The following is a 26,015-nucleotide window of genomic DNA, read 5'->3' as shown; positions in this document are numbered from 1 at the left end:
GGTCAGCCCGGCGGGGCGGACCGGCGGCTGCGGACCGCCCCGGCGAGCAGGCCGGCCAGGAGCCCGGTGACCAGCCCCCACAGCGCCGCCGCGCCCAGCGCCGTACCCCAGTGGGGCAGCAGGTGCACCCGGGCGGCGAGTTGGCCGCCGACGTCGCCGAGGCCGAACAGCGACAGTCCGTAGCTGACGTCGACCCGGCACAGGAAGGAGACCATCAGCACGGTGAGGACCAGCGCCACCGCCATGCGGAAGGCGTGGTGCCAGGCGCGCAGGGGGGCGGGCGTGCGCAGCGCCGCGGAGACGGCCGCGGCCGACATCAGCACGGCGAAGGCGACGAGCAGCCACCAGGCGCGACCGTCCTCCGCGGAGAGGGAGCGCAGGTCGACGGTGGTGCCGCCGGGGGTGCGCAGCACCGCGTCGAGGGCCTTGGGCATCGGCAGCCCGAAGGGGCCTTCGGCCGCGCCGTCCCAGGACGCGCCGAGGCCGAAGGTCATGGCCAGCCAGGCGAGGTTCGGCAGTCCGAGCAGGACGACCGCCACGGTCTGCACCGCGTGCCCCCGGGTGGCGGCCACCACCGCCGCGACCACCAGGGCGGCGGCCACGTACACCAGCAGGAGGGTGACCATGGCGTGGGCTGCCGGGCGCACCGCGGCGTGGAAGCGCACCAGTGGGGCGGGCAGCGGTGACCGTCGGGAGGCCAGCAGGGCGAGGGCGAGCAGGGCGGCCAGCCACAGCAGCCCGTACAGGAGGGTGAGCGGCACGTCCGCCCGAAAGCCCGCTTCGGCGGAGATGCCGAGCAGGTCGGCGATCTCGGAGACGGTGCCGGCGGGGGTGACGGCGAAGGAGTGACGGGCCACGGCGGCGAGCCCGACGAGGACGATCGCCCACAGCACGCCCAGTCGGGCGGCCCAGCCGAGCAGTTCCCGCGTCCCGGCGACCGCCCGCAGGCGCAGGGGCCGCAGGAAGGAACGGGCCAGTACGAGGGCGCCCGCGAGGGTGACGGAGAGCGGGACCACGGTGAGTTCGACGCCGGTCGCGCTGAGCGGGCCCGCGTTCCCCGTCAGGTCCACGGTGCCGCCGATCGCCAGGACGGCCACCGCGGCGACGACGGTGGGGAAGGCGCCGCCTGGCAGCTCTGTCGCACCGGCCGCCCACAGCCCGAGCGCCGCGGTGGCGAGCGTGGTCACCAGGGCGGCGGCCACGGCGAGGAAGGCTTGCGTCCAGCCGTGGGCCGCGGGTCCGATGAGCCCGTGGGCGCGGGAGTCGGAGGGGGCGGAGTGGCTCACGCTGTCACGCTAGGCAGCGCGGGGGCGCGGCGCGCGCCGAAGGGGGCCGACCGCGTAGCGCCGACGGCTGATGTCCGTTTGCGGATGCCCGGGGCGCGGCGCACACAATGGCGCAGAGGGGCTGGGGACGTACGGACCGGTCCCGCTTCCGGGCCGCCGCCCCGGCGCCGCCTGCCCGCCGCATCGTGTGTGCACCACTTCCGAGCTGGGGAAGAGCCCGTGAGCGCCGAACCTCCGACGTCCGAACGTCCCACCGGTCCGCCGTCCGGACCGCTCTCCGACTCGGAGGGCGGCCGGGGGTCGACTCCGCCGTCCGAACCCCCCGGAGGGGGCGGTTCTGGTGGCGGAGGTTCTGGTGGCGGAGGCTCGTTCGACGGCGGCGGGACGGGCGGCGGAGGGTCGGGGGACGGCAGCCGGCCGTGGTGGCGTTCCACCCCGCGGCTCGTCCTGCTCATCGTGGGTCTGCTCGCGGTGATCGCCCTGACGTTGGTCCTCACCCTCCAGGGGAACTCGGGCGGCGGCGGGCAGAGCGAGGTGTTCCTCCAGGCCGCGGGGGACACCGGCCCCGATCCGTACACCCAGTCGACCGCGAAGCAGAGCACTCCCCCGACGTCCACCGCGCAGCCCAGCGCTCCGCCCCAGGGCGGCAACACCGTCAGCGCGGTGCAGGGCGGGACGCCGGGGCTGTACGGGGGCACGCAGGACGTGTCGAGTTGCGACGTGGAGCAGCAGATCAACTATCTGACGGCCAACCAGGACAAGAACAAGGCGTTCGCGTCCGTGCAGGGCATCGCGCCGGACAAGGTGCCCGACTATCTGCGGGCGCTGACGCCGGTGCAGTTGCGCATGGACACCCGGGTGACCAACCACGGGTGGCGCAACGGCTCGGCCACCTCCTACCAGGCGGTGCTCCAGGCGGGTACGGCCGTGCTGGTGGACGACCGGGGCGTGCCGCGGGTGCGCTGTGCCTGCGGCAATCCGCTCACCCCGCCGGTCGCGCAGAAGTCGCCCAAGACCACGGGCGGCGCCTGGCCGGGGTACGACGCGAAGATGGTCGTGGTCGTGGAGCCGGCTCCGCAGCCGCTGGGCGAGCTCGTCGTCTACGACGAGGACGGCAACAGTTGGTTCACCCGGCCGACCGGTTCGGACGGCGGGAAGGACCAGAAGACGTCTCCGCCGGCGCAGAGTCTGCCGTCGACGTGTCCCACGGGTTCCGGGCAGGCGACGCCGCCGAACTGCGTCTCCGCACCGCCGTCGACGCCGCCCGGCGAGTCGCCCACGACGCCGCCGGCGTCACCGCCCACCACCCCGCCGACGACGCCCGGCGAGCAGCCTCCGACGACGACTCCGCCGCCGGTCTCCCCGCCGCAGCAGCAGACGCCCCCGACTCCCGGGCAGACCCCGGCGCCTTACGGGGCGCCGGCCTCCGCACCCGCGCCGGCGGCCCGGTGACGGCCGGCGGCGGGGGCGGAGGCAGGGGTCAGGGGTGGGCGGTCAGCCCAGTTCGAGGGTGGTGACGCCGAAGACCCGGTCGGTACGGACGGCGGGCGCGGGCCCGGTGTACATGCGGACGGTCGGGAACTGGGGCGTCAGACCGCGTGCGCTCGCCAGCGCCGCGGCGTCCTGGAGCGCCTCGGGCATGTCGACCGCGACCGGCTCCTCCGCCGCGAGGTGCGCGGTGAGGCTGTCGAACAGCGCCTCGGCGTCCTCCCGGCCGTCCGCGAACAGCGGGCCGATCCGGTGGGCGTCGCGGCCGGGCCGGATCGCGCCGTAGCCGGTGATCCGCCCGTCCCGCAGCCGGGCGTACGCCGTGTGCCCGGGCGCCGTGAGCCAGCGGGCGAGGAAGTCGCGGCGCTCGGCGGGGAAGCAGTCCCGGTCGTACGCGGCGATCGCGTCCAGCAGTTCGGGGGTGACGGGGACGACGCCGGGGGCGATGCTCCCGGTGCGCAACGGGCTGCCGCCGTACCGCACGGTGCTGTAGGAGGCGGTGAAGCCGGAGCGCCGGTAGTTGTCCTGTTGGGCGGGGACGGCGTCGAGGCCGATCAGCCGCGTCCCGGCGTGCGGGAGGGCGGCGCGCCAGGTCGCGAGGCCGATGCCCCGGCCGCGGTGGTCGGGCCGCACGAGGTAGAAGCCGAGGAAGGCGAAGGACTGCGAGTAGGTGACGATGGAGACGGCGGAGACCGGCTGTCCGTCGATGCGGCCGAGGAAGAAGCCCGCGGGGTCGGTGGCGTGGAAGCAGGCGACGTCGTCGTTGCCGGGGTTCCAGCCCTCGGCGGCGGCCCATTCGGCGATCTGCTGCCACTCCTCCTGCGTGGCGCTGGTGACGGTGAGGCCGGTGTCCTCCTGGACCCGGGAGATCGGGTTCGTCATGGCAAGCGGTTCCTTTCGGACGTTAAAGGACGTTAAAGGATGTTCAAAAACGCTAAAAACGCTGAAAGACGCTAAAGGGGACGTCACGGGGGCGTCGGAGGGGCGCCGCGGTCGCGGCCGGGGTGCTGCGGGATGCGGGGCCCGGAGTCAGATGAGGTCCATGGCGGCCACCTCGTCGGGGCTGCCGTAGCTGACGGGGCCCTGGAAGCGTCTTCGTGCGGTGGCCAGCCACCACACGGTGGCTATCAGCAGCACCACGGCCAGTGCGATCGGTGCGTAGTTGAAGGTGGTGGGGGTGATGGGCGAGCTGTGCGGCAGCACGAACAACAGGCTGCTGAGCGCGATCCACACCACCGCGATCGCGGCGACCGGCCGCCCCCAGCGGCCCAGGTTCCAGGGGCCCGGCCGGAACTCGTCGCCGAGGCGAAGCCTGAGGAAGATGGGCACGCCGTAGGCGAGGTACATGCCGACGACGTTGACGCTGACGATGGCGGCGAAGACGGTGTGGGACCACCAGCCGGGCACGGTGAGCGTCAGTGAGCAGCCGGCGGCCAGCCAGACCGCTTTGACGGGGGTGCGGGTGCGGGGGTTGACGCTGTGCCAGTGCCGGGATCCGGGCATGGCCCCGTCGCGGGAGAAGGCGAAGATCTGTCGGGCGTTGCTGGTCATGTTGGCGAGTCCGCAGAAGAGCATGGCCCCGATGACGACCAGGAGCAGCAGTTTCGCGACGCCCATTCCGAGGGCGTCGACGAGGACGTGCACGGGGGGCGCTGAGGAGTTCGCGGCGGCGGAGTAGTCCCGGATCGAGTGCACCAGGGCGAGCATGAGGACCAGTCCGGCCACGGCGGAGCAGCCGATGGCCCGCATGATGCCGCGGGGCGTGCTGCGGGTGGCGTGCACGGTCTCCTCCGACATGTGGAAGCTGCCGTCGAAGCCGGTGAAGGTCCAACTGGTCACCAGCAGGCCGAGCATGCCCGCGTAGACGGCGCTGGTGAATCCGGTGCCGTTCATGAAGTGGGCGGAGAACGACACCGGTCGGTGGTGCGCGGGGATGAAGGCGAGGCAGCCGACGATGACGGCGACTCCGCCGACCAGCCACCAGACCGAGATGCGGTTGACGGTGGCGACCAGCCGCACGGTGTAGGTGTTGGCGAGCGCCTGGAGGAGCAGGATCAGCGCGGTGATGGCGACCGTGCGCGCTCCGGTGACCTGGTAGGGCGGCCACTGCATGACGACGAACGCCTGGATGAAGGTGGCGGCGGCGTAGGCGGTGGCGGCGGTGCCGCCGACCTGGCCGACGAAGTTCAGCCATCCGGTGTACCAGGACCAGGCGCCGCGGTGGCGTTTGGCGAGTTTTCCGGCGGCGAAATACAGCGCCCCGCTGGTGGGGTACGCGGAGGCGATCTCGGCCATCGCGGCGCCGACGAAGAGCACCATGATCGACACTCCGATCCAGCCGAACACCAGAACCAGCGGGCCGCCCGCCACCATTCCGAACCCGAAGGCGGAGAAAATGCCCGAAATGACGTTGATGATGGTGAAGGAGATGGCGAAATTGTCGAAGGCGCGAAACCGTCGGGTGAGTTTTCGCGGATATCCCATCGCGTGCAGCGTCGCGTCGTCGTCGAGGGTGACGGTCCCGTCGCCCCGGTGACGGCGCTTCGACCCGACGGACGTCGTACCTCCGGACACGCTCCGCTCCCTTCCGCGGGTGGGGCTGCTGGTCATGAGGCGGGGACGGCGAGCCCGAGCGCACGCCTCGCCTTGGTCAACTGCTCCGCGGGGTCGCCGAAGGCGCTCCACGGCATCCGTGCGGCGTACGGCCCCATCGCCCCCAGCACCTCGCGCGCCTCCGCCTCCCGTCTCGACATGTAGAGGGCGTGCGCCAGGTAGGACAGGTCCAGCACCGGGGTGAAGGGATAACGGGGCACCTCGGGCAGCCAGTTGCGGTAGCCGTGCAGCGCGGCGGAGACCCACTGGGGCTGTCGCCAGGTGCGGTACGCGAGGAGGGACGCGGGGTCGTACTCCTCGACGAGGGTGACCAGCGGCAGCAGTCGCAGCGGCGAGGTGACCGGCGCCCGGTGGCTGAGGTAGGAGGCCACGTCCCAGCGCGCGCTGGCGGTGCCGCCGTGCCGGGCGAAGAAGTGGGCCAGGAAGCGGTGGTGGGCTTCGCGGTGGAAGCGGTCGAGCCGCAGGACGCGGGCGAACTGCGGCCAGGGACCCGGGGGCGCGGTGAGCAGTCCTGGGGGCGCGGGGTGGTGGGACCGCCGGATGCGGGCGAGGGCCAACTGGGAGACCCAGGGCGTGGGGTCGCGCGGGTACAGCCGGGCGGCGCGTTCGCAGGCGGATTCGGCGATGCCCAGCAGGGTGCCGGTGTGGGCGTCGCCGGCGTCGGCCGCCCGCAGCGCCCTGAGCATGGCGACCCTGGCCCACAGCAGCGCGGACTCGGGGCCGGGCTCCTCGGCGAGCCAGCGCTCGGCCAGGTCCGAGTCGGCGGCTTCGGAGGCGAGGACGAGGGAGCGGTGGGCACGGGTGCCGAAGTCGTCGCGGGCGTCCTGGAGCACGCGTTGGGCGCCCAGGTAGCGCCCGGCCTTGACGTCGATGCAGGCGCGGGCGAGCTCGTGGTCGTCGGCCGCCGGGTGCCACACGTACTGTCCGCCGAATGAGCCAGCAGGCACGTTCTCCTCCCCCGTTCCCCCGGATGCCGCCGTCCTTCCGTGCATTCCGGGCCTGGTCACGGCCCGGCGGAATGCGACCGGATCCCTGTGGATCACTGGCGGCGGGACCACACCCTACTCATCAACAAGTGGGGGAGAAAACACTCATCCGGGTTACGCACGAGTCCGTCGCCCCCGGAGGACGTCGAAACTCAACAGCCGCTGGCATATGCCATGGGGGCACCCCCGATGAGCCTTTACCACGCCCCGCCCAGGATTACCAAGAGCGAAAGGAAGTTAATCACCCGAAGGGGATCCTCTGCATGATTTTCCGTCACCCCCACTTGGCTTGTTCATTTCTTGACCCGGCCATCAAGAAGCACCGAGAAGCATCGAGACCGGCCTCGAATGCAACAACCGAGCGATGATCAAACGATTCACCCGGCTGCTCGGGGCTTCGACACCGCGTGTGATCCGGCTCGTTGGGTCGGCATGATCAACGCTCGACGCGGCGCACTCCTGACGTCGCTCACCCTCGCCGCCGCCCTCGCGACCGGGCTGACGCCCGGCACCGCCAGCGCGCAGTTCGCCCCCGACACCATCACCGTCGACCCCGTCGCACGCCTCGCGAAGGACGGCGCCGTCACCCTCACCGGCACCTACCGCTGTTCCTCGCTCCGCTCCGGACCCGTCCTGATCGGCGTCAAGGCGCTCCAGGCCGGCACCCGGGCCGACACCGACGGCACCATCGCGACCTGCGACGACCGCGTGCACTCCTGGACCAGCAGCGGACGTGCGAACTCCGGCGCCTTCGTCCCCGGCGCTGCGCGCGGCGAGGCCGCCATGGTCGAGCTGGACCTCTCCCGCGGACTGCCCATCCCCCACGTCATCACCTACGGGGAGAACGCGTTGACGCTGCGCCGCTGAGGATCCGCCCCGCGCCCCCGCACCGCCTCGCAGCAGTGCGGGGGCGCGGCGTCGAGCCCGTCAGCCGTCCGCGCCCTGCGCCGGCTCCCGTACGCACCGCAGGGTGACGAACTCGAAGGGGCGCAGCTCCACCGTCACGTCGCGCCCCGTGCGCTCCACCGGGCCCCGGTTCGCCAACGGGCGTTCCAAGGCGTCGGCCGCCCGTACGTCGGCGGCGTCGAAGCCCAGGGCGACCGCGGCCCGGGCCCGCCCGCCGCGCGCCTCGTAGAGCCGTACGACCACGTCGCCGCTGCCGTCGTCCGCGAGCTTCACCGCGCTGAGGACCACACCGTCCCGGTCCACGGTCACCAGCGGCGCCACCGGTCCGGTGCCGACGACCACCCGCTCCGGCAGGTTGATGCGAAAGCCCTCGCGCACCGCGTCGGTGATCGTCGCCCCCGGCACCAGGGCATGTCGGAAGCGGTGGACGCCCCGGTCCGTCGTCGGGTCGGGAAAGCGCGGCGCCCGCAGCAGGGAGGCCCGCACCACGGTCGCCGTGCCCCGCTCGCCGGCGCGCACGGTACGGCTGACGTCATGGCCGTACGTGGCGTCGTTCACCACCGCCGCGCCCCAGCCGCCCTCCTCCAGGTGGACGAAGCGGTGGTTGCACGCCTCGAACTTCGCCGCCTCCCAACTGGTGTTGGTGTGGGTGGGGCGGTACACGTGGCCGAACTGGGTCTCGGCGGCGTACCGCTCGGCGTGCACGTCCAGCGGGAACGCCAGCTTCAGGATCTTCTCCGTCTCCCGCCAGTCCACCTCGGTCGCCACGTCGAGGCGCTTGGCGCCCGCGCTCAGCGTCAGGGTTTGGGTGACGCGGGATTCGCCGAAGCTCCGGACCACCCGCACCCCCGCCGACAGGCCCTCGATGACGGGCGTCACCTCGTCGAAGCCCGTCAGGTCGGTGACGGTGTTGCGGTAGTACGCGTCCACGTCCCACGCGTCCCACATCACGGGTGCGTCGGGGTGGAGTTGGAGCAGTCCGACGGCCGCGCCGGGCGCCACCGTCTCGCGCTCGGCGCCGATGTCGTAGACGGAGACGGCAAGGCCCCGGCCGTCGATCGCCACCTCCAACAGGCCGTTGTCGAGCACGTATCCGCCGCCGTCGCGGGCGGTCAGCCGGGTGCCGCCGCCGGTGGTGGCCGGGGCGGCGGCGCCGGCGGGCACCCCGTGGCGCTCGTGCGGGGCCGCGTTGAACACCAGCGGCACCCCGGCCGCGGCGTCGCCCGCGAGGGCGCGCTGGGCAGCGGTCACCACGGCGTCGAGTTCGGCCGCCACCGCCGCGTACTGCGCCTCGGCCTCCTGGTGGACCCAGGCGATCGAGGAGCCGGGCAGGATGTCGTGGAACTGGTGCAGCAGCACCGTCTTCCACAGCCGGTCCAGGGCCTCGCACGGATAGCGGAACCCGGTCCGCACGGCGGCGGTCGCGGCCCACAACTCGGCCTCCCGCAACAGGTGTTCACTGCGGCGGTTGCCCTGCTTGGTGCGGGCCTGGCTGGTCAGGGTGGCGCGGTGCAGCTCCAGGTACAACTCGCCGACCCACACCGGAGGTTCGACGTACTCGGCCTCGGCCCGGTCGAAGAAGTCGGCGGGGCGCTCCCACCTGACCGTCGGCGAGCCCTCCAGGCTGCGCAGCCGGGCGGCCTTGGCGACCATCTCCCGGGTGGTGCCGCCCCCGCCGTCGCCCCAACCGGTGGGGGCCAGGGAGTGGCGCGCCGCGCCCTTCTCCTTGAAGGAGCGCGCCGCGTGGGCGACCTCGGCGCCCGTGAGGGCACAGGTGTAGGTGTCGACCGGGGGGAAGTGGGTGAAGATCCGGGTGCCGTCGATGCCCTCCCACTGGAAGGTGTGGTGGGGGAAGGAGTTCGTCCGGGACCAGGAGATCTTCTGGGTCAGCAGCCGGGTGACGCCCGCGGCCCGCAGGATCTGCGGCAGTCCGGCGGCGAACCCGAAGGTGTCGGGGAGCCACGCTTCGGTGCACTCCACGCCGAACTCGGCGAGGAAGAAGCGCTGGCCGTGGACGAACTGACGGACCATGGCCTCGGCGCCGGGCATGTTCGTGTCGGACTCCACCCACATGCCGCCGACGGGCACGAAGCGACCGTCCGCGACAGCCGCGGTGACCTTCGCGTACACCTCGGGCCGGTGCTCCTTGAGCCAGGCGAACTGCTGGGCCTGGGACATGGCGAAGACGAAACGGCCGCCGGCGTCGTCATCTGCGTCACCTGTGGTGGCTGCGTCGTCCGCGGTGGCCTCGATCAGTGCGGTCATGTTCGCCGCGGTACGGGCCACCTTGCGCACGGTCTCCCGCAGCGGCCACAGCCAGGCGGAGTCGATGTGGGCGTGCCCCACGGCGCTGATCCGGTGGGCGGACGCCACGGCGGGTGAGCCGAGCACGCCCCGCAGGAAGCTCCGGGCGGCGTCGGCGGTGCCGTTCACGTCCTGGAGGTCGAGGGCGTCCAGCGCGCGCGAGAGCGCCCGCAGGACCTCGTGGCGGCGTTCGCCGTCCACGGGCAGCTCCCGCATCAGCTCGTCGAGCACCTCCAGGTCCATGGCCAGGTGCCACACGGTCTCGTCGAACACGGCGAGGTCCATGCGGCCCAGCCGGTACTGCGGTGCGTGGCCGGCGGTCCGCGGATCGCCGAGCGGGGTGGGCGCGAACGCGAACGGCCGGTCGCCGAGGATCACCGGATTGGCCGCGGCCTCGACGTGCAGCCGCACGTCCTCCCCGCCGACCGCGGGCGATCCGACGCGCACCCACGCATTGCGCGGATTGAGCCCCTTCACGGGGCCCCCGTCGGGCCGGTACACCAGGCCCTCGCACTGGAAGCCGGGCAGGTCGGCGTCGAAGCCGAGGTCGAGGAGCGCCTCGACGGTGCGGCCCGCCCAGGCTTCGGGGACGGTCCCGGTCACCCGGAACCAACTGGTCCCCCAGGGGGCGCCCCACCACTCGCCCACCGCGACGGGCCGGACCGGGGCCGTGAGCCCCTCGTGGACCGGCACGGGTTCACCGGGGGCGTGCCACACCGCCACGTCCAGCGGTACGGACGCGGGGTGGATCGCGGGCCGGACGCGTTCGTCCAGGACCCGCCGCAGACGGGCCTCGACGAGGGTGCGGTCGTCATGCATGAGGGCTCCCGGGTGGAGAGTTGCGTGACAGCGTTGTCAGACACGCAGCCGACCCTGCAAGGGCGCGCCGCACGGCGTCAAGACCGCCGGAACGATCACTTCCGAACCTCGCCCGCCGCACTTGAGCCACGGCGGGCCCTCACGCCCAACGCGTCGCCAGCAGCAGCGCGATGTCGTCGGGGCGGTCCGCGCTCCGCCGTGCCTCGCGGATCAGCAGGTCCGCGGTCTGGTGCAGCGGGCCGTCCCCGCAGTCGGCGAGGGCACGGCGCAGGGTCTCGACGCCCGAGTCGATGTCCTGGCCCGGCCGCTCCACCAGGCCGTCGGTGTACAGGGCGAGGACCGCGCCCGCGTCCAGCACCGTCTCGGTGACGGGGTACGCGGCGGCGGGGTCGACGCCGAGGACGACCCCGCCGGCCAGGTCGAGGACCTCGGTACGGCCGTCCGGGTGGCGCAGCAGCGGCTGGGGGTGCCCGGCGCGTACGGCCTGGGTCCGACCGGTCGCCGGATCGAGGACGACGTAGCAGCAACTGGCGAACTGGCCCGGATCGAGGTCGATCAGCAGCCGGTTGGTGCCGCTGACCACCTGCTCGGGGTCGTGGCCGCTGAGCGCGAAGGCCCGCACCGCGCTGCGCACTTGCCCCATGGTGGCGGCTGCGGCCACGCCGTGCCCCTGGACGTCCCCGATGACCAGCGCGATCCGGTCACCGGTCTCCACCACGTCGTACCAGTCGCCTCCGACCTCCATGCCCTGGGTGCCCGGAAGGTAGCGCCCGACGGTGCCGGCCGTGTCGAGGGTGGGCAGTCGGTGCGGCAGCAGGACGTCCTGGAGGCCGCGGGCGACGGCGGCCTCGGTGTCGTAGCGCCGGGCCCGCTCCAGCGCCTGGGCGATCAGCCCGGCGAGGGCGGTCAGGACGGTCCGCTCTTCGGAGCTGAAGGTGCGCGGCTGGTCGAAGCCGAGGATGCAGGAGCCGACGGGCCGGCCGGAGGCGATCAGGGGCAGGAAGGCCCGGGCGCCGACGTGGGCGTCCAGCGGGATGCCGGGGTACGCGGCGGCCAGGTGCTCCATGGACTCGAAGAAGATCGGGCGCCCGGAGGTCAGGGTCTCGACGCCGGGCAGCCGGGCGTCCAGGCCCACCCCGTCGAAGCGGTCGAGGAAGCCGTGCGGGAACCCGGTCTCCCAGGCCAGGAAGAGGTGCCGCTCGTGCAGCAGGTAGATCGCCAACTGACGGCCGCCGAAGGCCGGTAGCAGTTCCTCGGTCACCACGGCGGAGACCTGCCGGGCCGTGACCGCCTCGGTGAGGGCGATGGCGAGGGCGACCGGTCGGTACAGGGCGCTGGAGCGCTCGGACAGGGCTCCGGGGGCGACGGGGTCGAGGACGGCCGGCGCGGGCGGCGCGGCGTCCGGGCTCTTCGCCGGGGCGAGCGTGGCGGTCATCCCGTCGTGGGCGGGGTGCAACCGGACCTCCAGCCACTCCCCCTCCGCGCGGCGGGCCACGAAGGACGCGTCGGTCTCGGAGATCAGCGCGGCCCGGTAGTGGTCCTCGTGGGAGCCGGGGGCGAGCCAGGGCAGCGCTTCCCACAGGACGCGGCCCATCAGGTCCGGCCGCGCGCGGCCCACCAGGGTCTCGGCGCTGGTGTTGAGGTAGGTGATGCGGCACAGGCGGTCGAGCGAGAGGACTCCGTACGGCAGTCGGTCGCTCGCCTCGGTCACCGGCGGGCCGCCGGTGAGGTCGACCAGGGATCCGTCGAGCCGGGTGTCGACGGCGGAGACCTCGACCAGGTGGGCCAACCCTTCGGGGCCGCGCAGCCGGATCCGACGGGGTACGGGGCGCTCCAGCGCGGCGACCTGCCGGGCCAGCGCCCACAGCCCGAGGGCGTCCTCGGGCGACAGCCGGTCGGTCAGCTCCGCGAGGGTGCCCGCCGAGTCCGCGCGCACCGGGCCGAGGACGGCGCGCATCCCCTCGTCGGCGGTGAACTCCCCGCCGTCCAGGTCCCAGCCGCAGCGACCGGTGCGCACGGGCGGCGCGTTGAGCGCGGGGAGTTGCACGGACAGCGGCTCGCCCTCCCACTCCACGGGCACCCCCTCGTCCGCGAGGGCGCCGAGGGCGGCGGCGAGCCGGTGTGCCGCGGTGCGGATCCGGTGCCGGTCGTCGACGGTGACCGGGCGCCCGGGGGTGGCCCGGCGCAGCACCGTCAGCACCCCGAACTTCTGCGCCCGGACGGCGAGCGGCGCGTACATCGCCCCGAAAGGGAACGGCAGACCGGCCATGAGCTGGGGGAAGCGTCGCATCGCCTCCTCCGCGTCCGCGAAGTGGATGGCCCGTCCCGACCGGTGGACCTCGGACACGGGCAGGGGCCGGTTCACCTGCGCCCGCCACCAGGGACGGAAGAGGGTGCTCGGCAGGCCCGCGAGGACGGCGAGCCTGAGCAGGTCGGGCGTCGACGAGCGCAGATAGACCGCGGCGGCGTGGCCGCCGACCGCCTCGACGGCCGCGACGGCCGCCTGGGCGAGTTCGAGTTCCAGTCGGCCCGGCCCGCTGCCGCCGCCCCTCGGTGTGCCGGGGGCAGCCCGGCGCCGCAGCGGCGGGGTGCCCCCGGTCGCCCCGTACCAGGTCACACAATCAGCATTGCCCCGGCGCCGGCGCGGCGCATCTCATCGCAGTCGGGTGACGGGCCGGGTCAGAGCCCGAGGTCGGTCAGCCCGGGGTGGTCGTCGGGGCGACGGCCGATCGGCCAGTGGAAGAGGCGGTCGGACTCCTCGATGGGCACGTCGTTGATGCTGGCGTGGCGGGCGCTCATCAGGCCGTCGGCGTCGAACTCCCAGTTCTCGTTGCCGTGGGAGCGGTACCAGGCGCCGGTTTCGTCGCGCCACTCGTAGACGAAGCGCACGGCGATGCGGTTGCCGTCGTACGCCCAGACTTCCTTGATCAGTCGGTAGTCGAGTTCCCTGGCCCACTTGCGGGTCAGGAAGGCCACGATCTGCGCGCGGCCGGTGACGAAATCGGAGCGGTTGCGCCAGCGCGATTCGGGGGTGTAGGCGAGGGCGACCGTCTCGGGGGTGCGGCTGTTCCAGGCGTCCTCGGCGAGGCGGGCCTTCCGGACGGCGGACTCGTGGGTGAAGGGCGGCAGCGGTGGCTTCGTGGACATGGCTCTCCTCGTGGCGAGACAGGGTGAAGCGGAGAGAACGATCGTTCTCTTCACGTCTCCACAGCGTACGAGAACGAGCGTTCTCACGCAAACACCGCCCCGGCCTCGACGGTTCGTGCCCTCCGGGGCGTCCACGTACCGTCCGGTATCTGAGATGCGTCGCCTCGACGGACGCCCGCACCCTCTGCGCGCCGCGCCGTCTGGGCTATGTTGAGCGGGAGTGGGACGAGAAGGAGTGACACCGGTGCCATCAGATCAGCAGGCACGCGCACAGGCGTCTGCGATCACGCCGGGAGGGCCGGGTTCCGAAGCCGGGCCCGCCCCCACGGACAGGGTCCTCGCGCTCTTCGGCGGCCACCGCCTCTCACCGGGTCAGCGGCGCATCGCGCAGTACATCGCCGACCACCTCACCGAGGCGGCGTTCCTGTCGATCACGGATCTCGCCGACCGGGTCGGGGTCAGTCAGCCATCGGTGACCCGCTTCGCCTCCTCGGTGGGCTTCAGCGGCTACCCGGCCCTGCGGGAAGCCCTCCAACCCATCGCCCTGAGCGCCATCGCGGGCATGCCGGAGGCCCGCGAGGAGATCAGGCGCAACGAACTCCAGGCGGCGGTGGACGCGGAGATCTCCAACCTGGAGCACCTCAGACGACTGCTCGCCGACACCGACCAAGTGCTGGACATCGGCCGCGAGTTGGCCCGCTCGGTGCCGCTGACCATCCTCGGCCTGCGGATCTCGGCGTCCCTCGCGGAGTACTTCGCCTACGCGGCGCGGCGCATCCACCCCGACGTGCGCACCGTGACGCGCGGCGGGAGCGTGGCGTACGACGCCCTGCTCCAGTCGCGGGCGGCCGGCGGCACCTGGGTGCTCGCCTTCGCCATGCCGCGGCACGCCAACGAGACCCTGGGCGCCATCCGCGCGGCCCGCTCCGCCGGCCTCAAGGTCGCCCTGATCACCGACGTGGCGCTCGGCCCGCTGACCGAGGAGGCCGACGAGACGCTGGTGGCCTCCACCGGATCACGGCTGGTCTTCGACTCGTACGCGGCGCCCGGGGTGCTCTCGGCCGCCCTCCTCCAGGCCATGGCGGACGCCGATCCGCAGCGCACGCAGATCCGGCTCGAAAGCTACGAACACGCCGCCGAGCAGCATGACTTCTTCCTCGACGACTGACCTTCTCTTCGCCCACCCACCGAGCGGCCCCGCCGCTCAAGAATTCGCCTGACCCTCGATCACTCCTCGGCGGTCGGCCCTGGCGACAGTGGGCCGGAGGCCAGGACCGCGGCGACGAAGTTCGCCAGTTGCCGCCGCATCTCCTCCCGCGGAACGCGCTCTTCTCCGGCCAGGTGCTCGACGAGGTCGGCCCGCGTGGCGGCGAGCAGGGCGTGGGCGGTGAAGTCGCTGTCGGCCAGGCCGGGGAGCTGCTCCAGTACGGCTCGGAGCAGGCCGTGCCACCGTTCGTAATGCTCCGCCCGGTACGGGCTGCCGCCGCCTCCACCCCCGCCTTCCTCCAGGGCCAGCGCGAGGCGCCGGTTGTCGAGTTTGAAGCACAGGACGGCATCGAGCAGGGCGGGTACGCGATCTCGCGGCGGCGTCGCGGGTCCCAGCGGCGGCGGGCCGGACTCGACGGCCCGCCCGATCGGTTCGAGCCGTGCCCCGTAGAGCGCGCGGAGCAGCCCGGCGCGATCGCCGAAGGCCCGGAAGAGCGTGCCCTTGCCGACGCCGGCCGCTGCCGCGACGTCGGCCATGGTGACGTCCTCCGGGCTCTCGCGGCGGGCGAAGAGGGCGTCGGCAGCCGCGAGCACGGCCTCTCGATTGCGGACGGCGTCCTTGCGGGACGACTGGCGTTCGGACATGCCGCTCCTTCCACCTGTAAAAACGGACCCGCGGTCCATATAGTTGAAACGGACCCGTGGTCCGGATTCTACGACTGGAGGACACCCATGTCCGCACCGACCTCCCCGGCGGATCTCTACCGCCACAGCCTGCGACTGCTGCTCGACAAGGACATTCCCGCATGGGTCGACCTGTGGGCCGAGGACGGCCTCATGCAGTTCCCCTTCGCCCCCGACGGCTGGCCCCGGGAGCTTGAGGGCAAGGAGGCCATCGCCGCCTACATGCGCCGCTACCCCGAAACCATCGACCTGCACGACTTCCCCGAACTGCAGATCCACCACACCACCGATCCGCGGACCGTCGTGGTCGAGATGCGCGGCGTCGGCCGCCTGGTGGCGAGCGGCGCCCCCTTCGACATGACCTACATCGCCGTCGTGACCGTTCGGGACGGGCACTTCACCTCCTACCGCGACTACTGGAACCCCCTCGCCGCCCAGGAGCCCGGCGCCGACTTCACCGGGAGCGGCCGATGACCACCGCCGGCACCACTTTGGTCATCGGCGCCACCGGCACCACCGGAAGCCGTACCGCCGCGCAGTTGACGGCCGCGGGCCGCCGCGTCAAAGCCGCCAGCCGTCGGGCCACCCCCATCGCCGGCGCCGAGCCGGTCCGCTTCGACTGGCACGACCCCGCCACCCATGCAGCCGCCGTCGACGGCGTCGACCACGTCTACCTCGTACCGCCCGTGGGCGACCACGACCCCGCGGCGGTCATGCTGCCGTTCCTCCAACAGGCCCGCACCGCCGGCGTGCACCGCGCGGTGCTGCTCAGCTCCTCGGCCGTCCCCGAAGGCGGCCCGGCAGTGGGAGCGGTGCACCGGGCCCTGCCCGACCTCTTCGAGCAGTGGGCGGTGCTGCGGCCCTCGTGGTTCATGCAGAACTTCACCGGCACGCACGCGCACGCCCGCAGCATCCGCGACGACGGCACCGTCTGGACCGCCGCCGAAGGCGGCCGGGTCGGCTTCGTCGACGCCGAGGACATCGCGGCCGTCGCCGTCCGGTCCCTGACCGACAGGGAGGCTCCCAACGCCGATCTCGTCCTCACCGGACCCGAGGCGCTCAGCCACGACGACGTCGCCGCGCTCGTCACCGAGGTCACCGGCCGTCCCGTGGTCCACCGCCGACTGTCCCACGAGCAGTTGCGCGATCGCCTCGCGGCGCAGGTGCCGGTGGAGTTCGCGGCGATGTTGGCCGACATGGACCGCACCATCGCCGAAGGGGCGGAGGACCGCACCACCGACACCGTCCAGCGCCTGACCGGTCGCCCCCCGCGCTCCTTGCGGGCCCTCCTTGAGGGGGAGATGCGGCGCCTCAGTCCGATGTGAAGAACAGGGGCATTCATGCGCCAGCATGCATGAATTTTTTCATACCCCCATTCACTGGACGGTATATATATTTACTTCCCGCCGAGATCAAGGGATCATGAGACCCCGCGCGCCACCCAGATCTCGGGCACCGGCACGTGACGCTCCCTCCTCGCGTCACCTTCACGGTGTTCCGTTCGGGCCTCCGACCCCTACGGATGCCCAACCCTGGCGGTCCCGGCCTACCCCTGGGCCGGGGCCGCCACGTTTTCTGCGCCCCGCCGCGAGCCCGCCTTGAGCCCATCGCCGGCCGCGCGATCCGAACGCAGCCCTCAGCCCGGGCGATTCACCATGATCACCCCTTGCACTGGATACCCCCCATGGGTATAGTCCCCTCAGCTTCGAAAGATACCCCCCAGGGGTATCAAGCTCTTAGGGGAGGAAACGGCAATGCCAACCGTCAACCCACGGCGCTGGTGGGCACTTCTGGTGCTGGCCACCGCTCAGTTCATGGTCATCATGGACACCTCGATCATCGGCGTGGCGCTCCCGGAAATGCAGCGCGACCTCGGCTTCGCACCGGAAGACCTGCAGTGGGTGTTCAACGCCTACGTCATCGCCTTCGGCGGGCTGCTGCTCCTCGGCGGCCGGCTGTCGGACCTGCTCGGAGCCCGGCGGATCTTCGTCACCGGCTGGGTGGTCCTCATCGCCGGATCGGTGGTCGCCGCCGCGGCGACCACGGCCTGGGTCGAGGTCGTCGGCCGCGCCGTGCAGGGCGTGGGCGGCGCGTTGATCGCCCCGGCGTCGATGACGCTGCTGATGATGCTCTTCAGCCACGACCCGAAGGAACTCGGCAAGGCCCTCGCGCTCTACGGCGCCGCGGCACCGGCCGGCGGCACCGCGGGCGTCTTCCTCGGCGGCGTCTTCACCGAGTGGGCGAGCTGGCCGTGGATCTTCATCATCTACGTACCGATCGGCATCGCCACCCTGGCCGCGACCGGACTGCTGCCCGCCGCCGCCTCCCGGCGCGGAGCCGTCGACGTACTGGGCGCCGCGGCCGTCACCGCCGGTCTCGCCCTCGCGGTCTTCGCCGTCGTCCGGGCGCCGGAGATCGGCTGGGGCGCCACCGGGACCGTGCTGCAACTGCTCGGCGCGGCCGTCCTCCTGGGCCTGTTCCTCGTCCTCCAGAAGTCCGTCAAGGCACCCCTGATGCCGCTCGGCGTGTGGCGCACCCCCGGCCTCGGCATCTCCAACCTGGCGATGACGCTGCTCGGTGCGGCCTGGATCCCGATGTGGTACTTCCTCAACCTCTACCTTCAGCAGGTGCTCGGCTACGGGGCGTTCGCCAGCGGCGCGGCCCTCCTGCCGATGACCGGTCTCCTCATGCTCTTCATGACGCTCATCACCGCCCGGCTGCTGGGCCGCTTCGGCGCCAAGCCGCTGATCTCCGGAGGTCTGCTGGTGCTGGCCGCGGGCCTGGCGTGGCTCGCCGCGGTCGAGCCGACGGGCACCTTCCTGGTGGACGTCCTGCCGGCGTCGCTGGTCGCCGCGACGGGCATGTCCCTCGCGTACATCCCGGCGATGATGTCCGCGATCTCCGGGGTGCGCCAGGAGGAGGCCGGCCTCGCCTCCGGCATCGTGAACACCACCTACCAGGTCGGCTCCGCCCTGGGCCTCGCCGCCCTGACCGCGGTCGCCACCTCGCAGGGCGCCGGGGAGCTGGGCGACCTGCCCGCCCTGACCGACGGCTTCAGCGCCGCCTTCGTCGGAGCTGCGGCGATCGCGGCGGCCGGTGGGGTCCTCACCGCGGTCTTCATGCGCTCCGCCCCCTCCGCGGCAGGGGCGACGGCGGAGCAGCAGCCGGTGGGGAGCGCGAAGTGAGGTGGTCCCCGTAGCGTTCGACGACTGCAGAACCCCCGCCCGCACCAGATGTGCCGGGCGGGGGTTTCCGCTGGTGGAAGGCGGTTACGCGGACGCGGCGCTGCTGCTCCCGCTCTCGTCCTCGCCCTCGGGCCGGCCCGCGCGGCGGGCGCGGATCGCGGCGGTGGAGGCCCAGCCGAGACCGCCGGCCGCGGCGAGGGCCAGCAGCAGCTCGGGCCAGGCGCCCATGCGGGTCGCGGGCGTCAGCGAGGAGCGCAGCGGGACCTCGGCCACCAGCGCGTCCGGAGTGAACAGCTCCGTCTCCTGCACGACCTCGCCGTCCGGCATGATCACGGCGCTGACGCCGCTGGTGACCGGCACGACCACGGAACGGCTGTGCTCCACGGCCCGGACCCGGTCCATCGCCAGTTGCTGGTACGTCATCTGGCTGCGGCCGAAGGTCGCGTTGTTGCTCGGCACGGAGATCATCTGGGCGCCGGCCGTGACGGTGTCCCTGGCCATGTCGTCGAACGCCGCCTCGAAGCAGGTGACCAGGCCGACCTTGGTGCCGGCGAGGTCGAAGACGCCGACCTCGTCGCCGGGGCCGAAGTCCCGGCGCACCCGGTCCACGTCGGAGCTGAACAGCCGCACGAAGGAGCGCATCGGGATGTACTCGCCGAACGGCTGCACGTGCCGCTTGTCGTAGGTGGCGACCGGGCCGTCCTTCGGGTCCCACTCGATGAGGGTGTTGCGCAGCTTCCCGGTCTCGGGGGTGAGGACCGCGCCGACGACGGTCGGCACGCCGATCGCCTGCACGGCGCGGTCGATGACCTGCCGGGCGTCGGCGTTGGCGTACGGGTCGATGTCCGAGGAGTTCTCCGGCCACAGCACGAAGTCCGGCTGGGGCTCCTTGCCCTCGGCGACGTCCTTCGCCAACTGCTCGGTGCGCCGGGCGTGGTTGTCGAGCACGGCACGGCGCTGGGCGTTGAAGTCGAGGCCGAGGCGGGGCACGTTGCCCTGGACCGCGGCGACGGTGGCCGTGCCGTCCTCGGCGGCGGTGTCCACCAGGCCGCGCGAGGCGAACGCGGCCGTCACCGGCACGATCACGGCGAGCAGCGCGAGGGCGAGCGGGCCGCGCGGCAGCGGGCCGGCGCCGCGGCGGTGGGCGACGACCCGGCGCACCACGTCGTACGCCCCGAAGCCGCAGAGCACGACGGCGAAGCCGAGCACGGGCGTGCCGCCGAGTGCGGCGAGCGGCAGGAAGACCCCGTCCGCCTGGCCGAAGGCGACCTTGCCCCAGGGGAAGCCGCCGAACGGCACCCGGGCCCGGGCCGCCTCGCCGAGGATCCACACCGCGGCGGCGAACACGGGCCACGCCGGCAGTCGGCTGACCGCCGCGATCCCGAGTCCGGTGGCCGCGAGGAACAGCGCCTCGACCGCGGCGAGCGCGATCCACGGCACCGGGCCGACGTCCTCACCGGTCCAGCTCAGCAGCGGCAGCAGGAACGCGAGCCCGGCGAGGTAGCCGAGGCCGAAGCCGGCCCGCAGCCGCCGTCCCCGCAGCACCCAGCCCAGCAGCGCGAACGCGAACGGCGCCAGCCACCACAGCGGCCTCGGCGGGAAGCTCAGGTACAGCATCAGCCCCGCCGTCACCGCGGCGGCCGGCCGCACGAACCGCAGCAACGGGTGCGGTCGCGCCGGGGCGGGGGCGGACGTGTCGACGGAGGTCACGGTGGCGCTCACGGCCCGAGTCTACGGGAGGGGGGTATGACCGCCGTCGCCCCCGCCGCGGGTCTCCAGGCCCTCCGTGGTGTCCGCAGAGTCCCGCGCGGCCCTTCCGCCCGCCCCGGCAGACGCGGTAGCGCCGCGACGGCGTGCCGTGACGGCGTCTGCTGCCCGCTGTGGCTGTTCGCGCAGTTCCGCCCCCACGGCCTAAGGGCCTGGGGGTCCCCCGTGTCCGTAGGGCACAGGGGGAGGAACTGCGCGGCAAGCCCACCACCGGCAGGTAGGAACCAACGTTCCCGCAGGGCTGCGGCGGCTACGTCCAGCGGCGCAGGCAAGTGCGCGGAACTGCGCGGAAACGGCCCGGCCCTTCGGGCAAGGGTGGCGGCCCTGAGACCCGGTTCGGTGGGACGGGGCTGGATCGAGGGTGCGCACCGCCACTACCGTAAGCGCGGCAGCGGACGCAGAAGACGTGCCTGCCACAGCTCGTGGTCGGGGGGATCGGCAAGATGATGGCTGCGCCGGGGACGCGCGGGGGGACGGCGGACGCCATGGGCGTGGCCGTGCTCGGCGCCTGTGCCGCATGGGCTCTGATCAGCGCCGTCGGACGGGACGCCCGGCCCGAGGGCGCGTTGCTCGCCGTGTTCGCGGTCGCCGCCGGGTACGCCTGCGGGCGGATCTCCGGCGCCCTGCTGCCGGTCTCGGCCGCCGCCGCGGCCTCGCTCGTGGCGCTGGTGCTGGCGATCGCGTCGCCGGAGGGGGTGCCCGGGGCGACCGCCGGCTTCGCCGTGCCTCCGGGGGACACCGGGGCGTCGGCCGCGCTGTTGGCCGTGAGCGCGGGCGCGGCCTGCTGTGCCGCGACGGCGGCGCGCCGTCCCGGGGCGCGGTTGGCGCTGTGGATGTTGGCGCACGGCGTCGTCGTCACGGGCATCTTCCTGGCGTCGCCCGCCGGGGTCATGGCCTCGTCCGTCGTGCTGCTGTGCGCCGTCGGCGCCGCCCGGGCCCGTCGTCGTACGGCGCTGTTGGCCGGCTGTGCACTGGTGCCGGTGGTGGTGGCCGCGACGACATGGGCCGTCGCCGAGGACGTCCTGCCCGAGGGCGCCGCCGCCTCGCTCCGCAGCCAGCTCACCGATTACCGGGTGGCCCTGTGGCGGGACGCCGTCGCCCTGATGCACGAGGATCCCGTACGGGGTGCCGGGCCCGACCGCTTCGACCAGCTCAGCGTGACCGCGCAGCAGGTCGCGGGGGCGGACGGGAAGCCGCACTCGGCCCTGTTCCAGCAGGCGGTCGACCAGGGCGTGGTGGGGACGGCGCTGTTGGCGATGGCCTTCGGGTGGCTGCTGTACGAGCTGTGGCGCTCGCCGCGGCCCACCCCGGTCGTGGTGTGCGCGGGTGCGGCGCTGGCATCGCTTGCGGTATTGGCGCTGTTGGGGAACGCGCTGAGCTTCGCTCCGGTGACCGCGGGCGCCGCGCTGCTCGCGGGGCTGGCGTCGGCGCGGGTCACGGGGCCGGGCGGCGGCGCCGTGGCAGCGGGGCGCACGGCGTCGACGGCGGCGGCGGACTGCGCGACCCGCTGACGGTCCGCAGACGGGGAAGGGCTGGTCAGGTCCCCGCGGTCACGCCCGGTGGTGGGCGCAGCCGATCGCGGACGGCGCGCACCGCGGCCTCCGCGTCGTCGACCGTGACGGTGAAGGTGCGGCCGTCTCCCAGGGTGAAGACGACGCCTTCGCCGCGGCGCACGACGACTGCGGTGCCCTTCTCGGGACGCCAGCGGTAGCCCCAGCCGCCCCACTGCCGTGGGTTCACCTTGGGTTCGAACTCCGCATCGACGACGTGGGCGAGCGGGATGCGACGGCGCGGCACGCCGATGTGGCCGCAGCGCACCTCGACGGCGTCGCCGTCGACCGTGACCGCCACGTGGACGAAGGCGAGGGTGCCGTACAGCATCAGCAGTCCGGCCGCGACGCAGCCGACCACCGACATGACCAGCGGGACGATGCCGGAGGTCCAGTTCGAGACCACGGCCAGCTCGATGCCGAGCGCGAGGCAGGCCGCGCCTGCGACGGCGAGCAGCCACTGGATGCGGTTGGTGGCCCGGCCGGTCCAGACCTCGGGCGCCGGCTCGACCGGCTGCGCGGCGCCGGGGTGGCCCGGGTGCGGGTGCCGCAGGGGTTGGGCGCCCTGCGGGTGCTGCTTTCGGGGATGGTCCCTCATGCGTGCAGCGTACCCAGCGCCGGCCCCGCTGGCAGGGGTCCCGTCGCAAGGATCACGGACGCCGCGGACACCGGCGTACGGCCGGCGTCCCGGTGGATCAGCGGACCGGGACCACCGGGCTGAGCAGCTTCGCCTCGGCGTAGGCCAGGGCCTGCGCGGGCAGTCGGCCCTCGCGTCCGCTGAGGATGACGGTGAGGTCGCCACCGGGCCCGCCGGGCGTCCCCGATCCGCCGCCGGACGTTACTCCGATCCGGCGAAGCGCCTGCGCGGCGACGGCGTCGGCGGAGCCGTGGAAGGCGACGGGTCGGCCGATGGCGGCGCGGATGCGGTCGGCGACCAGTTCGTAGTGGGTGCAGCCGAGGACGACGTCGGTGACGTCGTCGGGGGTCAGCGCGGCGGCGGCGGTGACCGCGCGCTCGATGGCGGGGCCGTCGGCGTACTGGACGGCGTCGGCGAGCCCGGGGCAGGGCACCTCGGCCACGGCGGCACGGGCGGCGAACTCGCGGATCAGCCCCCGCTGGTAGCTGCTGCCGGTGGTGGCGGGGGTGGCCCAGATCGCCAGGGGCCCGCCGGAAGCGGCGGCCGGCTTGATCGCGGGGACGGTGCCGATCACCGGGATCGCCGGCTCCAGTTCGGCTCGGAGCGCGGGCAGCGCGTGCACGGATGCGGTGTTGCAGGCCACGATCAGGGCGTCGGGCGCGTGCGCGGCGGCGGCGCGGGCGACGCTGAGGGCACGCTCGGTGACGTCCTCGGGGGTGCGCGGGCCCCAGGGCAGTCCATCGGGATCGGAGGAGAGGACCAGATCCGCGTCGGGCCGCATTCGGCGTACGGCGGCAGCCGCCGCGAGCAGGCCGATCCCGGAGTCCATGAGCGCAATCTTCACCCGGTCACCATAGTCGACCGCCCGTGCACGGTCGGTGAGGTGGGGCAGACTGCGGCCATGAGCGCCCTCGCCCTGACCGCCGTCGGATCGTTGCTCGCCTGGGTGTGGCTGTTGCTGGGGCAGGGGTTCTTCTGGCGTACCGACCAACGGCTGCCGCCGCACCCCGACCCCGGCCCGGACGCCCCGTCGTGGCCGGACGTCGTCGTGGTGGTGCCGGCGCGGGACGAGGCCGCGGTGCTGCCCGACAGCCTGCCGTCGCTGCTCGCGCAGGACTACCCAGGTCGCGCCTCGGTCGTCCTGGTGGACGACGGCTCCACGGACGGCACCGCCGACGTGGCCCGCGCCCTGTCCGAGGAGCACGGCGGCCTGCCGCTGGACGTGGTGGCGCCCGGCGAACCGGCGGACGGCTGGACCGGCAAGCTGTGGGCGCTGCGCCACGGCATCGCGGTGGCCCGCGGCCGGGATCCGCGCTATCTGCTGCTGACGGACGCCGACATCGCCCATGCGCCCGACAGCCTGCGGGTGCTCGTGGCGTCCGCCCGGGCGGGCGGGCTCGACCTGGTGTCCCAGATGGCCCGGCTGCGGGTGACCGGCGGCTGGGAGCGGCTGATCGTGCCGGCGTTCGTGTACCTCTTCGCCCAGCTCTACCCCTTCCGCCGGGTCAACCGGCCCGGTGCCCGTACGGCCGCCGCCGCGGGCGGCTGCGTGCTGCTGGACGTCCGGGCCGTGGACCGAGCCCGGATCCCGGACTCCGTCCGGGGCGCGGTCATCGACGACGTGTCACTGGCGCGGGCGGTCAAGCGCTCGGGCGGACGGATCTGGCTGGGGCTGGCCGAGCGGGTCGACAGCGTACGGCCCTATCCGCGGCTCGCGGACCTGTGGCGGATGGTGGCCCGCAGCGCGTACGCCCAACTGCGCCACAGTCCGGCACTGTTGGTGGGCACGGTCGCGGGGCTGGCGCTGGTGTACCTGGCGCCGGCCGGCACGCTCGTCGCCGGGGCCGCCTGGGGCGATCCGGTCGCGGCGTGGGCCGGCGGGCTGGCCCAGGCGATCATGGCCGGTACGTATCTGCCGATCCTGCGGTACTACGGCCGCTCGCCGCTGTACGCCCTGCTCCTGCCGTTCACCGCGCTGCTGTACCTGCTGATGACGGTGGACTCGGCGGTGCAGCACTACCGCGGTCGGGGCGCCGCGTGGAAGGGGCGCACCTACGCCCGCCCGCAGGCCGCGCCGGAAGAGGGCTGAGGCGGCAGGCGGGGCACGGCGGGTGGTGCCGCTTCACTTGCGGCCGGGCGTCCAGTTCATGCCCCAGCCGTAGGCGTGGTCCATGGTGCGCTGCGGGCTGACCCCCCGTTGCGGCACCAGGAAGCGGGCTTCGCGCTGCACGACGAGTTCGGAGCCGGTGTTGGTGATCAGGGCGAGCGCGCACACGGTGGACGGGACGGTGCACTCGCCGAGGGCGAACTCGATCGGGGCGCCGTGCTGCGGCACGAGGGTCACCGTGGCGTCCAGGTCGGCGAAGCTGCGCGCGCCCTCGTAGACGGTCACGAAGATGACGATGCGACGGAAGTGGCGCTGGTGGTCGAGGTTGATGGTGAGGTTCTCACCGGAGGTGCCGCCGGTGCGGTCGTCGCCGTCGAGGTGGATGAAGGGCGGTCGGTCGAGGGAGCCGTAGGCGTTCCCGAGCGCCTGAACGACTCCCTTGCTGCCGTCGGAGAGTTCGTACAGCGCGCACAGGTCGAGGTCGAGGTCCGCGTGCAGGGCGATGGCCCGGCCGAGTTTGGCGCCCCAGCTCTTGAACTGCTTGCGCACCTGCCAGTTGAGGTTCACCCGCAGCGCGCCGGAGGTGCCGCCCTGCTTGGTGAGGGAGACGGTGGGCGCCTCCTTCGTCAGCGTCACCTTGGTCAGACGCACGGGAGGTGCAGCGGGTGCGGGAGGTGCAGGAGGTGTCGCAGGCGCGGGAGCCGGGACCGGGGCGGACGCGGGAGCCGGGACCGGGGCGGACGCCGGTGGTTCGTCGACGGCGATCCCGAAGTCTGTCGCCAGTCCCTCCAGACCGGTGCTGTAGCCCTGCCCGATCGCCCGGAACTTCCACGCCCCCTGACGCCGGTACAGCTCCCCCAGCACGTACGCCGTCTCCACGGTCGCGTCCGCGCTCTCGTACCGCGCGAGTTCCGCACCGGACGCGGCGTCGACGACGCTGACGTACAGCCCCGGCACCCGCCCGAAGGACCCGCCGTCGGCGGAAGCGGCCAGCACGATGCGTCCGACGGACGGCTCCACGCGCGCCAGGTCCACCGCGACCGCATCCGTCACCGCGCCGCCCGCCCCGGTCCGCTTGCCCTCGTGGCGCACCGCCCCGGACGCGTGCGCCGGCTGGTTGTAGAAGACCATGTCCCCGTCAGAGCGGACCTTGCCCGAAGCGGAGTCCAGCAGCAGTGCCGAGGCGTCGACGTCCGGGACCGAGGGGCCCGTTCGCCATCCCAGCTCCACTCGGACCTGCTGCGCCGCCACCGAAGTGTTGGCTCCCTTGCTCATGGACATGCTCGCCCCCATCGCGGTCGCTGGGTAGGTGTGCCGGGGTGTTCCGGAC

Annotated in this window: 20 protein-coding genes; 8 read left to right on the top strand and 12 right to left on the bottom strand. The window is 73.3% G+C overall.

Going from position 1 to position 26,015, the window contains the following annotated elements:
• Positions 1-2 precede the first annotated feature (2 nt).
• Positions 3-1,286: a streptophobe family protein gene (locus tag ABZ842_RS19855; RefSeq protein WP_361538125.1), complete on the bottom strand. Its 1,284-nt coding sequence runs from the start codon at positions 1,284-1,286 to the stop codon at positions 3-5.
• Between the two features lie 219 nt (positions 1,287-1,505).
• Between ABZ842_RS19855 and ABZ842_RS19850 the strand changes: the two genes are divergently transcribed.
• Complete coding sequence (locus tag ABZ842_RS19850; RefSeq protein ID WP_361538123.1) at positions 1,506-2,738, top strand: DUF6777 domain-containing protein; 1,233 nt, start codon at positions 1,506-1,508, stop codon at positions 2,736-2,738.
• 42 nt (positions 2,739-2,780) lie between these two features.
• Here the strand turns inward: ABZ842_RS19850 and ABZ842_RS19845 are convergent, their stop codons facing one another.
• From ABZ842_RS19845 to ABZ842_RS19835, 3 genes are all read right to left on the bottom strand, one after another.
• The gene (locus ABZ842_RS19845) at positions 2,781-3,656 is read right to left on the bottom strand and encodes a GNAT family N-acetyltransferase (RefSeq protein ID WP_361538121.1); all 876 of its coding nucleotides are present in this window, start codon (positions 3,654-3,656) and stop codon (positions 2,781-2,783) included.
• A 147-nt stretch (positions 3,657-3,803) separates the two neighbouring features.
• Entirely contained in the window at positions 3,804-5,258 is a 1,455-nt protein-coding gene (locus ABZ842_RS19840) for an amino acid permease (RefSeq protein WP_361538302.1), read from the bottom strand.
• Positions 5,259-5,380: 122 nt separating this feature from the next.
• A complete protein-coding gene (locus ABZ842_RS19835) occupies positions 5,381-6,334 on the bottom strand; it encodes a hypothetical protein (protein WP_361538119.1) in 954 nt (317 codons plus the stop codon).
• A gap of 471 nt (positions 6,335-6,805) precedes the next feature.
• On the opposite strand from ABZ842_RS19835, the gene ABZ842_RS19830 reads away from it, so the two are divergent.
• Positions 6,806-7,240 (top strand): DUF6299 family protein, encoded by a 435-nt coding sequence (locus ABZ842_RS19830; protein ID WP_361538117.1) that lies wholly within the window; start codon positions 6,806-6,808, stop codon positions 7,238-7,240.
• 60 nt (positions 7,241-7,300) lie between these two features.
• On the opposite strand, the gene ABZ842_RS19825 is transcribed toward ABZ842_RS19830, so the two are convergent.
• From ABZ842_RS19825 to ABZ842_RS19815, 3 genes are all read right to left on the bottom strand, one after another.
• Positions 7,301-10,402, bottom strand: coding sequence for a glycoside hydrolase family 38 C-terminal domain-containing protein (locus tag ABZ842_RS19825; protein ID WP_361538115.1), 3,102 nt, complete (start codon positions 10,400-10,402; stop codon positions 7,301-7,303).
• A gap of 139 nt (positions 10,403-10,541) precedes the next feature.
• The gene (locus ABZ842_RS19820; RefSeq protein WP_361538300.1) at positions 10,542-12,983 is read right to left on the bottom strand and encodes a SpoIIE family protein phosphatase; all 2,442 of its coding nucleotides are present in this window, start codon (positions 12,981-12,983) and stop codon (positions 10,542-10,544) included.
• A gap of 98 nt (positions 12,984-13,081) precedes the next feature.
• Complete coding sequence (locus tag ABZ842_RS19815) at positions 13,082-13,549, bottom strand: nuclear transport factor 2 family protein (RefSeq protein WP_361538113.1); 468 nt, start codon at positions 13,547-13,549, stop codon at positions 13,082-13,084.
• A gap of 244 nt (positions 13,550-13,793) precedes the next feature.
• On the opposite strand from ABZ842_RS19815, the gene ABZ842_RS19810 reads away from it, so the two are divergent.
• Entirely contained in the window at positions 13,794-14,717 is a 924-nt protein-coding gene (locus ABZ842_RS19810) for a MurR/RpiR family transcriptional regulator (RefSeq protein ID WP_361538111.1), read from the top strand.
• Positions 14,718-14,776: 59 nt separating this feature from the next.
• Here ABZ842_RS19810 and ABZ842_RS19805 read toward each other — a convergent pair whose 3' ends face one another.
• Positions 14,777-15,400 carry a TetR family transcriptional regulator gene (locus tag ABZ842_RS19805; RefSeq protein WP_361538109.1) on the bottom strand — a complete coding sequence of 208 codons (624 nt, stop codon included), beginning with the start codon at positions 15,398-15,400 and terminating at the stop codon, positions 14,777-14,779.
• An 87-nt stretch (positions 15,401-15,487) separates the two neighbouring features.
• Between ABZ842_RS19805 and ABZ842_RS19800 the strand changes: the two genes are divergently transcribed.
• The 3 genes from ABZ842_RS19800 to ABZ842_RS19790 all read left to right on the top strand — a co-directional run bounded on the left by ABZ842_RS19800 (position 15,488) and on the right by ABZ842_RS19790 (position 18,624).
• The gene (locus tag ABZ842_RS19800; RefSeq protein ID WP_361538107.1) at positions 15,488-15,913 is read left to right on the top strand and encodes a nuclear transport factor 2 family protein; all 426 of its coding nucleotides are present in this window, start codon (positions 15,488-15,490) and stop codon (positions 15,911-15,913) included.
• A complete protein-coding gene (locus ABZ842_RS19795; RefSeq protein ID WP_361538105.1) occupies positions 15,910-16,764 on the top strand; it encodes an NAD(P)H-binding protein in 855 nt (284 codons plus the stop codon). The genes ABZ842_RS19800 and ABZ842_RS19795 overlap by 4 nt, the downstream gene beginning before the upstream one ends.
• 429 nt (positions 16,765-17,193) lie before the next feature.
• On the top strand, positions 17,194-18,624 hold the full coding sequence (locus ABZ842_RS19790) for an MFS transporter (protein ID WP_361538103.1): 1,431 nt from the start codon (positions 17,194-17,196) through the stop codon (positions 18,622-18,624).
• Between the two features lie 84 nt (positions 18,625-18,708).
• Here ABZ842_RS19790 and lnt read toward each other — a convergent pair whose 3' ends face one another.
• Complete coding sequence (gene lnt / locus ABZ842_RS19785) at positions 18,709-20,346, bottom strand: apolipoprotein N-acyltransferase (RefSeq protein ID WP_361538101.1); 1,638 nt, start codon at positions 20,344-20,346, stop codon at positions 18,709-18,711.
• Between the two features lie 488 nt (positions 20,347-20,834).
• On the opposite strand from lnt, the gene ABZ842_RS19780 reads away from it, so the two are divergent.
• Positions 20,835-21,902, top strand: coding sequence for an O-antigen ligase family protein (locus tag ABZ842_RS19780; RefSeq protein ID WP_361538099.1), 1,068 nt, complete (start codon positions 20,835-20,837; stop codon positions 21,900-21,902).
• A 25-nt stretch (positions 21,903-21,927) separates the two neighbouring features.
• Here the strand turns inward: ABZ842_RS19780 and ABZ842_RS19775 are convergent, their stop codons facing one another.
• On the bottom strand, positions 21,928-22,539 hold the full coding sequence (locus ABZ842_RS19775; protein ID WP_361538097.1) for a hypothetical protein: 612 nt from the start codon (positions 22,537-22,539) through the stop codon (positions 21,928-21,930).
• A gap of 97 nt (positions 22,540-22,636) precedes the next feature.
• On the bottom strand, positions 22,637-23,422 hold the full coding sequence (locus ABZ842_RS19770; RefSeq protein ID WP_361538095.1) for an aspartate/glutamate racemase family protein: 786 nt from the start codon (positions 23,420-23,422) through the stop codon (positions 22,637-22,639).
• Positions 23,423-23,479: 57 nt separating this feature from the next.
• Here ABZ842_RS19770 and ABZ842_RS19765 point away from each other — a divergent pair, with 57 nt between their 5' ends.
• Positions 23,480-24,667 carry a glycosyltransferase gene (locus tag ABZ842_RS19765; RefSeq protein ID WP_361538093.1) on the top strand — a complete coding sequence of 396 codons (1,188 nt, stop codon included), beginning with the start codon at positions 23,480-23,482 and terminating at the stop codon, positions 24,665-24,667.
• A 33-nt stretch (positions 24,668-24,700) separates the two neighbouring features.
• On the opposite strand, the gene ABZ842_RS19760 is transcribed toward ABZ842_RS19765, so the two are convergent.
• The gene (locus ABZ842_RS19760; RefSeq protein WP_361538091.1) at positions 24,701-25,966 is read right to left on the bottom strand and encodes a TerD family protein; all 1,266 of its coding nucleotides are present in this window, start codon (positions 25,964-25,966) and stop codon (positions 24,701-24,703) included.
• Positions 25,967-26,015 lie beyond the last annotated feature (49 nt).

The sequence above is a fragment of the Streptomyces sp. NPDC047315 genome (assembly GCF_040643215.1).
GTDB lineage: Bacteria > Actinomycetota > Actinomycetes > Streptomycetales > Streptomycetaceae > Streptomyces.
This window is presented reverse-complemented; position numbering and strand designations above follow the sequence as displayed.

Bases quoted from the DNA above. Each gene is read 5' to 3' on its own strand.
- ABZ842_RS19780 (WP_361538099.1), top strand. From the start codon at position 20,835: ATGATGGCTGCGCCGGGGACGCGCGGGGGGACGGCGGACGCCATGGGC.
- ABZ842_RS19790 (WP_361538103.1), top strand. From the start codon at position 17,194: ATGCCAACCGTCAACCCACGGCGCTGGTGGGCACTTCTGGTGCTGGCC.
- ABZ842_RS19805 (WP_361538109.1), bottom strand. From the start codon at position 15,400: ATGTCCGAACGCCAGTCGTCCCGCAAGGACGCCGTCCGCAATCGAGAG.
- ABZ842_RS19760 (WP_361538091.1), bottom strand. From the start codon at position 25,966: ATGTCCATGAGCAAGGGAGCCAACACTTCGGTGGCGGCGCAGCAGGTC.
- ABZ842_RS19795 (WP_361538105.1), top strand. From the start codon at position 15,910: ATGACCACCGCCGGCACCACTTTGGTCATCGGCGCCACCGGCACCACC.
- ABZ842_RS19815 (WP_361538113.1), bottom strand. From the start codon at position 13,549: ATGTCCACGAAGCCACCGCTGCCGCCCTTCACCCACGAGTCCGCCGTC.
- ABZ842_RS19840 (WP_361538302.1), bottom strand. From the start codon at position 5,258: ATGGGATATCCGCGAAAACTCACCCGACGGTTTCGCGCCTTCGACAAT.
- ABZ842_RS19845 (WP_361538121.1), bottom strand. From the start codon at position 3,656: ATGACGAACCCGATCTCCCGGGTCCAGGAGGACACCGGCCTCACCGTC.
- ABZ842_RS19830 (WP_361538117.1), top strand. From the start codon at position 6,806: ATGATCAACGCTCGACGCGGCGCACTCCTGACGTCGCTCACCCTCGCC.
- ABZ842_RS19775 (WP_361538097.1), bottom strand. From the start codon at position 22,539: ATGAGGGACCATCCCCGAAAGCAGCACCCGCAGGGCGCCCAACCCCTG.
- ABZ842_RS19825 (WP_361538115.1), bottom strand. From the start codon at position 10,402: ATGCATGACGACCGCACCCTCGTCGAGGCCCGTCTGCGGCGGGTCCTG.
- ABZ842_RS19765 (WP_361538093.1), top strand. From the start codon at position 23,480: ATGAGCGCCCTCGCCCTGACCGCCGTCGGATCGTTGCTCGCCTGGGTG.
- ABZ842_RS19800 (WP_361538107.1), top strand. From the start codon at position 15,488: ATGTCCGCACCGACCTCCCCGGCGGATCTCTACCGCCACAGCCTGCGA.